The sequence below is a fragment of the Streptomyces sp. NPDC003036 genome, assembly GCF_040611175.1.
Classification (GTDB): Bacteria; Actinomycetota; Actinomycetes; order Streptomycetales; family Streptomycetaceae; genus Streptomyces.
Map to the genome: position 1 here is coordinate 185,479 of NZ_JBEXNO010000003.1, position 11,442 is coordinate 196,920.

15 protein-coding genes are annotated in these 11,442 nt (G+C 68.6%); 14 read left to right on the top strand and 1 reads right to left on the bottom strand.

What is annotated here, in order from left to right; all coding sequences use genetic code 11:
- The first annotated feature begins 5 nt into the window (after window positions 1-5).
- From rpsE to truA, 13 genes are all read left to right on the top strand, one after another.
- Window positions 6-611: a 30S ribosomal protein S5 gene (gene rpsE, locus ABZX67_RS03780; protein ID WP_355353929.1), complete on the top strand. Its 606-nt coding sequence runs from the start codon at window positions 6-8 to the stop codon at window positions 609-611.
- The gene (gene rpmD / locus ABZX67_RS03785) at window positions 611-793 is read left to right on the top strand and encodes a 50S ribosomal protein L30 (RefSeq protein ID WP_010473936.1); all 183 of its coding nucleotides are present in this window, start codon (window positions 611-613) and stop codon (window positions 791-793) included. Before rpsE ends, rpmD begins: the two co-directional genes overlap by 1 nt.
- Before the next feature lies 1 nt (window position 794).
- Window positions 795-1,250 carry a 50S ribosomal protein L15 gene (rplO, locus tag ABZX67_RS03790; RefSeq protein WP_355353932.1) on the top strand — a complete coding sequence of 152 codons (456 nt, stop codon included), beginning with the start codon at window positions 795-797 and terminating at the stop codon, window positions 1,248-1,250.
- A gap of 259 nt (window positions 1,251-1,509) precedes the next feature.
- Window positions 1,510-2,829: a preprotein translocase subunit SecY gene (gene secY, locus ABZX67_RS03795; protein ID WP_355353935.1), complete on the top strand. Its 1,320-nt coding sequence runs from the start codon at window positions 1,510-1,512 to the stop codon at window positions 2,827-2,829.
- Window positions 2,829-3,494 (top strand): adenylate kinase, encoded by a 666-nt coding sequence (locus ABZX67_RS03800; protein ID WP_355353938.1) that lies wholly within the window; start codon window positions 2,829-2,831, stop codon window positions 3,492-3,494. Before secY ends, ABZX67_RS03800 begins: the two co-directional genes overlap by 1 nt.
- A gap of 128 nt (window positions 3,495-3,622) precedes the next feature.
- A complete protein-coding gene (map, locus tag ABZX67_RS03805) occupies window positions 3,623-4,459 on the top strand; it encodes a type I methionyl aminopeptidase (RefSeq protein ID WP_355353941.1) in 837 nt (278 codons plus the stop codon).
- A gap of 158 nt (window positions 4,460-4,617) precedes the next feature.
- On the top strand, window positions 4,618-4,839 hold the full coding sequence (infA, locus tag ABZX67_RS03810) for a translation initiation factor IF-1 (RefSeq protein ID WP_003956442.1): 222 nt from the start codon (window positions 4,618-4,620) through the stop codon (window positions 4,837-4,839).
- Window positions 4,840-4,908: 69 nt separating this feature from the next.
- Entirely contained in the window at window positions 4,909-5,022 is a 114-nt protein-coding gene (gene rpmJ / locus ABZX67_RS03815) for a 50S ribosomal protein L36 (RefSeq protein WP_003956441.1), read from the top strand.
- A 212-nt stretch (window positions 5,023-5,234) separates the two neighbouring features.
- Window positions 5,235-5,615: a 30S ribosomal protein S13 gene (rpsM, locus tag ABZX67_RS03820; protein ID WP_064069941.1), complete on the top strand. Its 381-nt coding sequence runs from the start codon at window positions 5,235-5,237 to the stop codon at window positions 5,613-5,615.
- A 64-nt stretch (window positions 5,616-5,679) separates the two neighbouring features.
- Window positions 5,680-6,084, top strand: a complete 405-nt coding sequence (gene rpsK, locus ABZX67_RS03825; RefSeq protein ID WP_003956432.1) for a 30S ribosomal protein S11 — start codon at window positions 5,680-5,682, stop codon at window positions 6,082-6,084.
- A 225-nt stretch (window positions 6,085-6,309) separates the two neighbouring features.
- Window positions 6,310-7,332, top strand: coding sequence for a DNA-directed RNA polymerase subunit alpha (locus tag ABZX67_RS03830; RefSeq protein ID WP_023587013.1), 1,023 nt, complete (start codon window positions 6,310-6,312; stop codon window positions 7,330-7,332).
- 84 nt (window positions 7,333-7,416) lie between these two features.
- Window positions 7,417-7,929 carry a 50S ribosomal protein L17 gene (rplQ, locus tag ABZX67_RS03835; protein ID WP_355353946.1) on the top strand — a complete coding sequence of 171 codons (513 nt, stop codon included), beginning with the start codon at window positions 7,417-7,419 and terminating at the stop codon, window positions 7,927-7,929.
- A gap of 74 nt (window positions 7,930-8,003) precedes the next feature.
- Window positions 8,004-8,885: a tRNA pseudouridine(38-40) synthase TruA gene (gene truA, locus ABZX67_RS03840; RefSeq protein WP_355353949.1), complete on the top strand. Its 882-nt coding sequence runs from the start codon at window positions 8,004-8,006 to the stop codon at window positions 8,883-8,885.
- On the opposite strand, the gene ABZX67_RS03845 is transcribed toward truA, so the two are convergent.
- Window positions 8,850-9,761: a hypothetical protein gene (locus tag ABZX67_RS03845; protein ID WP_355353952.1), complete on the bottom strand. Its 912-nt coding sequence runs from the start codon at window positions 9,759-9,761 to the stop codon at window positions 8,850-8,852. The two genes, truA and ABZX67_RS03845, sit on opposite strands and share 36 nt — an antisense overlap.
- 47 nt (window positions 9,762-9,808) lie before the next feature.
- Between ABZX67_RS03845 and ABZX67_RS03850 the strand changes: the two genes are divergently transcribed.
- Entirely contained in the window at window positions 9,809-11,437 is a 1,629-nt protein-coding gene (locus tag ABZX67_RS03850) for an ATP-binding cassette domain-containing protein (RefSeq protein WP_355353955.1), read from the top strand.
- The last annotated feature ends 5 nt before the right edge of the window (window positions 11,438-11,442 follow it).

An 11,442-nucleotide genomic window follows, 5' to 3' on the forward strand; every position in this document is an offset into this window, starting at 1 on the left:
GTCCAATGGCTGGACCCCAGCGCCGCGGAAGCGGTGCCGGTGGCGGCGAGCGGCGGGACCGGAAGGGCCGTGACGGCGGCGCTGCTGCCGCCGAGAAGACCGCGTACGTTGAGCGCGTTGTCGCGATCAACCGCGTCGCCAAGGTTGTGAAGGGTGGTCGTCGCTTCAGCTTCACCGCGCTGGTCGTGGTGGGCGACGGTGACGGCACCGTGGGTGTCGGTTACGGCAAGGCCAAGGAGGTGCCGGCCGCCATCGCCAAGGGTGTGGAGGAGGCCAAGAAGCACTTCTTCAAGGTCCCCCGTATCCAGGGCACCATCCCGCACCCGATCCAGGGTGAGAAGGCGGCGGGCGTCGTCATGCTCAAGCCGGCGTCCCCCGGTACCGGCGTTATCGCCGGTGGCCCGGTGCGTGCCGTGCTCGAGTGCGCCGGCGTTCACGACATCCTGTCGAAGTCGCTCGGCTCGTCCAACGCGATCAACATCGTGCACGCGACCGTGGAGGCCCTGAAGGGCCTGCAGCGTCCCGAGGAGATCGCGGCTCGCCGTGGTCTGCCCCTCGAGGACGTCGCCCCCGCGGCTCTCCTCCGTGCGCGTGCTGGGGCGGGTGCGTAATGGCTCGCCTCAAGATCACGCAGACGAAGTCGTACATCGGCAGCAAGCAGAACCACCGCGACACCCTGCGTTCCCTTGGTCTCAAGGGCATCAACACGCAGGTCGTCAAGGAGGACCGCCCCGAGTTCCGCGGCATGGTGCACACCGTCCGCCACCTCGTGACGGTCGAGGAGGTCGACTGACATGGCGGAGCAGAACCCGCTGAAGGTCCACAACCTCCGTCCCGCCCCGGGCGCCAAGACCGCCAAGACCCGTGTGGGTCGTGGTGAGGCGTCGAAGGGTAAGACGGCCGGTCGTGGTACGAAGGGCACGAAGGCCCGCTACCAGGTTCCGGAGAGCTTCGAGGGTGGCCAGATGCCGCTCCACATGCGTCTCCCGAAGCTGAAGGGCTTCAAGAACCCCTTCAAGACCGAGTACCAGGTCGTGAACCTGGACAAGCTGGCCGCGCTCTACCCCGAGGGTGGCGAGGTCACCGTTGCCGACCTGGTCGCCAAGGGTGCCGTGCGGAAGAACCAGCTCGTCAAGGTCCTGGGCCAGGGCGACATCTCCGTGGCGCTGCAGGTGACGGTCGACGCCGTCTCCGGCTCCGCCAAGGAGAAGATCACCGCCGCCGGCGGTACCGTCACCGAGCTCGTCTGAGACGACTCGATGGCTTGAACATCCGACCGGGGATGCCTCTCAAAAGGGGCATCCCCGGTTGGTCGTTCCTAGGGGGGCATGTCCGCCGGTAAGGTGGCGTGCACTGTGTTGCTGTAATGACTTGGGGCCTGTGTCCCGGGCCGCGCGGTCAGTCCTCAGGACTGCCCACGCGGTTTTTACTGACCGTTGACTGATTCGTATTCGTCGATCCTCAAGACCGTCACCTCTGACGCATAGCGCGGGGGTCGCAGGAGGCACCGTGCTCACCGCGTTCGCCCGGGCGTTCAAGACGCCCGACCTGCGCAAGAAGCTGCTCTTCACGCTGGGCATCATCGTGCTGTACCGGCTCGGGGCGCACGTCCCCGTGCCCGGGGTCAGCTACGAGAAGGTCCAGATGTGTGTGGACCAGGCCCAGCAGGGGAACAACAGCCTGTTCGGCCTCGTGAACATGTTCAGTGGCGGGGCGCTGCTGCAGATCACGATCTTCGCGCTCGGCATCATGCCGTACATCACGGCGAGCATCATCCTGCAGCTGCTGACCGTGGTCATCCCGCGTCTGGAAGCCCTCAAGAAGGAGGGGCAGTCCGGGCAGGCGAAGATCACGCAGTACACCCGCTACCTCACCGTCGCGCTGGCGATCCTCCAGGGCACCGGCCTCGTGGCCACCGCCCGGACCGGCGCCCTCTTCAGCAACTGCACCGTGGCGAGCGAGGTCGTCCCGGACCAGTCGATCTTCGTCACCATCACCATGGTGATCACCATGACCGCGGGTACGGCGCTCGTCATGTGGCTCGGCGAGCTCATCACCGACCGCGGCATCGGCAACGGCATGTCGATCCTGATGTTCATCTCGATCGCGGCCGGCTTCCCGGGCGCCCTGTGGGCCATCAAGGAGAGCGGCAAGCTCGCCAAGGGCTGGATCGAGTTCGGCACGGTCATCCTGATCGGCTTCGTCATGGTGGCGCTCGTCGTCTTCGTCGAGCAGGCCCAGCGCCGCATCCCCGTGCAGTACGCGAAGCGGATGATCGGCCGGCGGTCGTACGGCGGTACGTCCACGTACATCCCGCTCAAGGTGAACCAGGCGGGTGTGATTCCCGTCATCTTCGCGTCGTCGCTGCTCTACATCCCGGCACTGATCGCGCAGTTCTCGAACTCCACCGCGGGCTGGAAAACCTGGATCGAACAGCACTTCGTCAAGGGTGACCACCCGTACTACATCACCGTGTACTTCCTGTTGATCGTGTTCTTCGCGTTCTTCTACGTGGCCATCTCGTTCAACCCCGAGGAAGTCGCGGACAACATGAAGAAGTATGGTGGCTTCATCCCGGGCATCCGGGCTGGTCGACCTACTGCCGAGTACCTGAGCTACGTGCTCAACCGGATCACCTGGCCGGGCTCGCTGTACCTGGGTCTGATCGCTCTCGTGCCGACGATGGCGTTGGCGGGCTTCGGTGGCGCGAACCAGAACTTCCCGTTCGGCGGGACGAGCATCCTGATCATCGTGGGTGTGGGTCTGGAGACCGTGAAGCAGATCGAGAGCCAGCTCCAGCAGCGCAATTACGAAGGGTTCCTCCGCTGATGCGAATCGTCCTCGTCGGACCGCCCGGTGCCGGGAAGGGAACGCAGGCCGCGTTCCTCGCCGGGAACCTGTCGATTCCGCACATCTCCACGGGCGACCTCTTCCGTGCCAACATCAGCCAGGGCACGGAGCTGGGCCTGAAGGCCAAGTCCTACATGGACGCCGGCGAGCTGGTACCCGACGAGGTCACCATCGGCATGGCCAAGGACCGCATGGAGCAGCCCGACGCGGTGAACGGCTTCCTGCTGGACGGCTTCCCGCGCAACGTGTCGCAGGCCGAGGCGCTGGACGCCATGCTCCAGAGCGGGGACATGAAGCTCGACGCGGTGCTGGACCTGGAGGTCCCCGAGGACGAGGTCGTCAAGCGGATCGCCGGCCGCCGGCTGTGCCGCAACAACGACAAGCACGTCTTCCACGTGGCGTACGCCCCGCCGAAGAGCGAGGGCGTCTGCGACGTGTGCGGCGGCGAGCTGTACCAGCGCGGTGACGACTCCGAGGAGACGGTCCGGCGCCGGCTGGAGGTCTACCACACGCAGACCGAGCCGATCATCGACTACTACAAGGCCCAGGGCCTGGTGGTCACCATCTCCGCGCTCGGCAAGGTCGAGGACGTGACCGCGCGCGCGATGGAGGCGCTGCGGGGCCGCGGCGAGCAGGCCGCCTAGCACCCGTCGTACCTTCCGTACGTGTAGTACACCGGCCGCGGTGCCCCTCGGGGGCGCCGCGGCCGGTGTCGTACCGCCGTATCGTTGTCAGGTCACCCCGTTCTCCGTTTGGAAAGGCGTCAGCCGTCATGGTGCAGATCAAGACTCCCGAGCAGATCGCGAAGATGCGCGAGGCGGGGCTGGTCGTCGCCGCCATCCACGCGGCGACGCGCGAGGCGGCGGTTCCCGGGGCGACGACGAAGGACCTGGACGAGGTGGCCCGCAAGGTGCTCGCGGAGCACGGCGCCAAGTCGAACTTCCTCGGGTACGGCGGGTTCCCCGCGACGATCTGCACCTCGGTGAACGAGGTCGTCGTCCACGGCATCCCCAGCGAGGACGTCGTCCTCAAGGACGGCGACGTCATCTCCATCGACTGCGGCGCGGTCGTCGACGGCTGGCACGGTGACGCGGCGTACACCGCCTTCGTGGGCTCCGGTCACGCTCCGGAGCTGATCGAGCTCTCCCGGGTGACGGAGGAGTCGATGTGGCACGGCATCGCCGCGATGCGGAACGGCAACCGGCTGGTCGACATCTCCCGCGCCATCGAGACGTACATCCGCCGCCAGCCGAAGCCGGGCGGCGGCAAGTACGGGATCATCGAGGAGTACGGCGGCCACGGCATCGGCACCGAGATGCACATGGACCCGCACCTGCTGAACTACGTCTCCCGCAAGCGCGGCAAGGGCCCGAAGCTGGTCCCCGGCTTCTGCCTGGCCATCGAGCCGATGGTCTCGCTGGGTACGCCGCGCACGGAGGTGCTGGAGGACGAGTGGACCGTCATCACGACCGACGGCACCTGGTCCTCCCACTGGGAGCACTCGGTCGCGCTCACGGAGGACGGCCCGCTGGTGCTGACCGCTCCCGACGGGGGCAAGGCGAAGCTCGCGGAGCTGGGTGTCACGGCGGCGCCGGATCCGCTGGCATGACCGGATCCGCCCGCATAGTGATCTTCCGGCGTGGGCAGACTGGCCCGATTCGTCTTTTCGAATGCCCTGACGTAGACTGATGCGTCGGCTCTCGTGTACCCGTGTGTCCACACGCGGAGAAGAGAGTCGATCAAGGTAGCCGATTCGAAGGGCGAAGCGTGGCCAAGAAGCAAGGTGCCATCGAGATTGAGGGCACCGTGATCGAGTCCCTGCCGAACGCCATGTTCAAGGTGGAGCTCCAGAACGGTCACAAGGTCCTCGCGCACATCTCCGGCAAGATGCGGATGCACTACATCCGTATCCTCCCGGACGACCGGGTCGTGGTGGAGCTCTCTCCGTACGACCTGACGCGTGGCCGGATCGTCTACCGCTACAAGTAGATCTTGCCCGCACCGGCGCGGCGTTCTTCCGCGCGGGTGGTGGCACTGACCCGGAGAACCTCACATCCCATGAAGGTCAAGCCGAGCGTCAAGAAGATCTGCGACAAGTGCAAGGTGATCCGCCGCCACGGCCGGGTCATGGTCATCTGCGACAACCTGCGCCACAAGCAGCGCCAGGGCTGACGCACGCCAACCTGCACCTCGCAGTACCTTCGCGCGACGCGAGCAAATTCGTACATACGCAGCGCCCGTCCAAGCCCCTCGCAGGGCTGACGACACCTCCGGCGGGGGCCGGGGACCTGGACGTACCACTTCTTTCGATCCCTTTGATCGCGAGCGGTCGGCGGCCACGGAGCGGTGCTGTGGAAGACCCCCGAACACACAGGAGCCATTGAATGGCACGCGTTTCCGGTGTTGACATCCCGCGCGACAAGCGCGTGGAGGTCGCACTCACCTACGTCTTCGGCATCGGCCGCACCCTGGCGAAGGAGACCCTCGCCTCCACCGGTGTGAACCCGAACACCCGCGTTCGTGACCTGTCCGAAGAGGACCTGGTCAAGATCCGCGAGTACGTGGACGCCAACCTCAAGACCGAGGGTGACCTCCGTCGCGAGATCCAGGCCGACATCCGCCGCAAGGTCGAGATCGGCTGCTACCAGGGTCTGCGCCACCGTCGCGGTCTGCCGGTCCACGGCCAGCGCACCAGCACGAACGCTCGTACCCGCAAGGGCCCGCGTCGCGCCATCGCCGGCAAGAAGAAGCCGGGCAAGAAGTAGTCCGCAGCGGACGACTGTCCACGGTCTTCGCTGTAGGACCGACCACCTCCCGTAGGAGTAAGACATGCCCCCCAAGGGTCGTCAGGGCGCTGCCAAGAAGGTGCGCCGCAAGGAAAAGAAGAACGTCGCTCACGGCCACGCGCACATCAAGAGCACGTTCAACAACACGATCGTGTCCATCACGGACCCGAGCGGCAACGTGATCTCCTGGGCCTCCGCCGGCCACGTCGGCTTCAAGGGCTCGCGCAAGTCCACCCCCTTCGCCGCGCAGATGGCCGCCGAGTCGGCCGCCCGCCGCGCGCAGGAGCACGGCATGCGCAAGGTCGACGTTTTCGTCAAGGGTCCCGGCTCCGGCCGTGAGACCGCGATCCGCTCCCTCCAGGCCACCGGCCTCGAGGTCGGCTCGATCCAGGACGTCACCCCCACCCCGCACAACGGCTGCCGTCCGCCGAAGCGCCGCCGCGTCTGACGCACGGCTCGACCACAGGGCGTCGGTCTGCTGGGGGTCCGGGGGTTATCCCCCGGGAATTCGCAGCACGGCTGCCGTCCGCCGAAGCGCCGCCGCGTCTGACGCAGGCTGCTGCTTGTCTTGTGAGGTTCCGGGCGGTACGGCTCTTCGGGGGCGTGCCGCCCGTACCCTTGCAGTATCAGAGGACGTCAAATAGCGGGCGTCCACGACTGAAGGAAACACACCATGCTTATCGCTCAGCGTCCCTCGCTGACCGAAGAGGTTGTTGACGAGTACCGCTCGCGGTTCGTCATCGAGCCCCTGGAGCCGGGCTTCGGCTACACGCTCGGCAACTCGCTTCGCCGTACGCTCCTCTCCTCGATTCCGGGTGCGGCCGTCACGTCCATCCGCATCGACGGTGTCCTGCACGAGTTCACCACCGTGCCGGGCGTCAAGGAGGACGTCACCGACCTCATCCTCAACATCAAGCAGCTGGTCGTGTCGAGCGAGCACGACGAGCCGGTCGTGATGTACCTGCGCAAGCAGGGCCCGGGCCTCGTGACCGCGGCCGACATCGCCCCGCCGGCCGGTGTCGAGGTGCACAACCCCGACCTGGTGCTCGCCACGCTGAACGGCAAGGGCAAGCTCGAGATGGAGCTGACCGTCGAGCGCGGTCGCGGCTACGTCTCCGCCGTTCAGAACAAGCAGGCGGGCCAGGAGATCGGCCGCATCCCGGTCGACTCCATCTACTCGCCCGTCCTCAAGGTCACCTACAAGGTCGAGGCGACCCGAGTCGAGCAGCGCACCGACTTCGACAAGCTGATCGTCGACGTCGAGACCAAGCAGGCGATGCGTCCGCGTGACGCCATGGCCTCCGCCGGTAAGACCCTGGTCGAGCTCTTCGGCCTGGCGCGCGAGCTCAACATCGACGCCGAGGGCATCGACATGGGTCCGTCCCCGACGGACGCCGCGCTCGCCGCGGACCTGGCGCTGCCGATCGAGGAGCTGGAGCTCACGGTCCGCTCGTACAACTGCCTCAAGCGTGAGGGCATCCACTCCGTGGGTGAGCTCGTGGCGCGCTCCGAGGCCGACCTGCTCGACATCCGCAACTTCGGTGCGAAGTCGATCGACGAGGTCAAGGCGAAGCTGGCCGGCATGGGCCTGGCCCTCAAGGACAGCCCGCCCGGATTCGACCCGACCGCTGCCGCCGACGCCTTCGGCGCCGACGACGACGCGGACGCGGGCTTCGTCGAGACCGAGCAGTACTGATTGATTGCTGCCCGTAGGCGACCGCCTGCGGGGTCCTGACCCCGGTACCTGATACGGCCGGGGCAGATCACAAGGAGAAACACCATGCCGAAGCCCGCCAAGGGTGCCCGTCTGGGCGGCAGCGCCGCGCACGAGAAGCTGCTTCTCGCGAACCTCGCGAAGTCGCTGTTCGAGCACGGCCGCATCACCACGACCGAGGCCAAGGCCCGCCGCCTGCGTCCGGTCGCCGAGCGCCTGATCACCAAGGCGAAGAAGGGCGACATCCACAACCGTCGCCTGGTGCTGCAGACGATCACGGACAAGGGCATCGTCCACACGCTCTTCACCGAGATCGCCCCGCGCTACGCCGAGCGCCCGGGTGGCTACACCCGCATCACCAAGATCGGCAACCGTCGTGGCGACAACGCCCCGATGGCCGTGATCGAGCTGGTCGAGGGTGAGATCGCGAAGAAGGCGACCGTCGCCGAGGCCGAGGCCGCGACGAAGCGCGCGGTCAAGGAGGCCGACGAGGCCAACGCCAAGGTCGACGAGGCGAAGGCCGACGAGGCCGAGGCCAAGGCTGCCGAGGCTCCGGCCGAGGAGTCGAAGGACGCCTGAACCGCGTTCTGAACGGCTTGCGGGCCCGCCCCCCTCGTGGGGGCGGGCCCGTTCCGCTTGAGAGGATGGATCGCGTGAGCGATGAGGTGAAGCCCGGTTTCGTCCGGGTGCGGCTGGACCTGTCGTACGACGGCAAGGACTTCCACGGCTGGGCCAAGCAGGCCGGCGGGCAGCGGACCGTGCAGGGCGAGATCGAGGACGCGCTGCGGACGGTGACGCGGTCGTCGGAGACGTACGAGCTGACCGTGGCCGGGCGGACCGACGCCGGGGTGCACGCGCGCGGGCAGGTCGCGCACGTCGACCTGCCGGAGGCGCTGTGGGCCGAGCACCGGGACAAGCTGCTGCGGCGGCTGGCCGGACGGCTGGCGCACGACGTGCGGATCTGGCGCGTCGAGGAGGCGCAGGCCGGCTTCAACGCGCGGTTCTCGGCGATCTGGCGGCGGTACGCGTACCGGGTGACGGACGACCCGGGCGGCGTGGACCCGCTGCTGCGGGGCCATGTGCTGTGGCACGACTGGCCGCTGGACGTCGACGCCATGAACGCCGCCGCCGAGCGGCTCGTCGGCGAGCACGACTTCGCGGCGTACTGCAAGAAGCGCGACGGGGCGACCACCATCCGCACGCTCCAGGAGCTGCGCTGGGAGCGGCTGCCGTCCGGGGTGCTGGAGGCCACGGTCAGGGCCGACGCCTTCTGCCACAACATGGTGCGCTCGCTGGTGGGCGCGCTGCTCTTCGTCGGCGATGGGCACCGGCCGGTGGAGTGGCCCGGGAAGGTGCTGGCCGCGGGCGTGCGGGACTCGGCCGTCCATGTCGTACGGCCGCACGGGCTCACGCTGGAAGAGGTCGGCTACCCGGCCGACGAGCTGCTGGCCGCCAGGAACCTGGAGGCCCGCAACAAGCGGTCACTGCCGATCTCGGTGTCAGCCGGCGGGCGCGGGGGAGGCGGCTGCTGCTGAGGCCTGGGCGCGGCCGCGGGCGTAGATCTGGTTGAAGGCGAAGGTGCCGACGTCGTCGCTGGTCTTGTAGACGACCGCGTCCGCCTCCGTCACCTTCTTGCCGCTGGTGTACCCGGCCTGGGTGAAGTAGGCGTACCGGCCGAGGGAGTTGGCGCGGCGCAAGCAGACCGTCTTGACCTGGCAGAAGCCGCCGACGCCGGACCCGACGAGCGGGGTGATGCCGCCCTGGACCTGCTCCTTGGCCTTGAGCGCGGCGGCCTGGGCGTCGAAGAGCGCGACGCCCACGGTGATGGCGACACCGTCCCTCTCGTACGTGGCGCGGATGACGCGCGTGCAGCCGTGCTTCTGGAGGACCGGGCCGAGGCCCGCCATGGCGGCGGCCGCGCAGTTCGTGGTGGAGCTCGTCGCGCCCTTCTTGTAGACGCGTTCGCCGACCGTGAGCTGCTTGCCCGGGAAGAGGGACTCGGGGGTGAGGGGGGCCTTGTCCTTCTGGGCGGTGGAGATGAAGTCCATCGGGTTCGGCGGGGGCGGGGGAGCGACGGAGGAGAAGGACGGCTGCGGCTTGGTGGTGTCGGTGGGCAGCTCGGGGGTGGTGCTGCCGGTGCCGGACGCCTTGTTGTCGTCACCGCCCTTGTTGGCCGAGACGATCGCGACCGCGATGATCGTGCCGATGGCGGCGGTGGCGAGCGCGCCGCCGCCGATGAGCAGCCAGCGCCTGCGCCGGGCCCGGGCCTCGGAGGCCTCGGCGAGCGCGCTCCAGTCCGGGGTGCCGGAGTCGTACGACTGCTCGTACGGCTGCTGCTGGTACGGCTGCTGAAACGGCTGGTGCTGCTGCTGGTGCGGCTCCTGCGGCCACTGGGGTCCCCCAAAGCTCATGCCGCGCATCCTAATCCGGTTGGGGCGGAGCCTCGTCCCCGGAGACAATGCGCTCCATGGGTCATGTAGAGGTCGCGCATCTGGAGTACTACCTGCCGGACGGGCGGATCCTGCTCGGTGACGTGTCGTTCCGGGTGGGAGAGGGCGCGGTGGTGGCCCTGGTGGGGGCGAACGGCGCCGGCAAGTCAACGCTGCTGAGGCTGATCGCGGGGGAGCTCCAGCCGCACGGCGGTGCGGTGACCGTCGGGGGCGGGCTGGGCGTGATGCCGCAGTTCGTCGGGTCCGTACGGGACGAACGGAGCGTGCGCGACTTGCTGGTGTCGGTGGCGCCGGCGCGGATCCGGGAGGCGGCGGCCGCGGTGGACGCCGCCGAGCACCGCATCATGACGGTCGACGACGAGGCCGCGCAGATGGCGTACGCGCAGGCGCTGAGCGACTGGGCGGAGGCGCGGGGGTACGAGGCCGAGACCGTCTGGGACATGTGCACCATGGCGGCGCTGGGGGTGCCGTACGAGAAGGCGCAGTTCCGCGAGGTGCGCACGCTCAGCGGCGGCGAGCAGAAGCGGCTGGTGCTGGAGGCGCTGCTGCGCGGGCCCGAGGAGGTCCTGCTCCTGGACGAGCCGGACAACTACCTGGACGTGCCGGGCAAGCGGTGGCTGGAGGAGCGGCTCGCCGAGACCCGCAAGACGGTGCTGTTCGTCTCGCACGACCGGGAGCTGCTGGCGCGGGCCGCCGAGAAGATCGTGGCCGTCGAGCCGGGGCCGGGGGGCTCCGACGTGTGGGTGCACGGCGGCGGCTTCGGGACGTTCCACGAGGCGCGGCGGGAGCGGTTCGCGCGCTTCGAGGAGCTGCAGCGGCGCTGGGAGGAGAAGCACGCGCAGCTCAAGCAGCTGGTCAACACCCTGAAGAACAAGGCCGCGTTCAACGACGGGCTGGCCTCCCGCTACCAGGCCGCCCAGACGCGGCTGCGGAAGTTCGAGGAGGCGGGCCCGCCGCCGGAGCCGCCGCGGGAGCAGGACATCCGGATGCGGCTGCGCGGCGGGCGGACCGGGGTGCGGGCGGTGACCTGCTCCGGGCTGGAGCTGACCGGGCTGATGAAGCCCTTCTCGCTGGAGGTCTTCTACGGCGAGCGGGTCGCCGTCCTCGGCTCCAACGGCTCCGGGAAGTCGCACTTCCTGCGGCTGCTGGCGGGGGAGGACGTCGCCCACACCGGCACGTGGAAGCTCGGCGCGCGTGTGGTGCCGGGGCACTTCGCCCAGACGCACGCCCACCCGGAGCTCATGGGCCGGACGCTCGTCGACATCCTGTGGACCGAGCACGCCAAGGACCGCGGTGCGGCGATGTCCGCGCTGCGCCGGTACGAGCTGGAGCGCCAGGGCGACCAGGGCTTCGACCGGCTGTCGGGCGGTCAGCAGGCGCGGTTCCAGATCCTGCTGCTGGAGCTGTCGGGCACGACGGCCCTGCTGCTCGACGAGCCGACGGACAACCTGGACCTGGAGTCGGCGGAGGCCCTGCAGGCGGGCCTGGAGGCGTACGAGGGCACGGTCCTCGCGGTCACGCACGACCGGTGGTTCGCGCGGGCCTTCGACCGCTTCCTGGTGTTCGGCGCGGACGGTGTCGTGCGGGAGGTGCCGGAGCCGGTGTGGGACGAGCGGAGGGTGGACCGGGCGCGGTAGCGCTT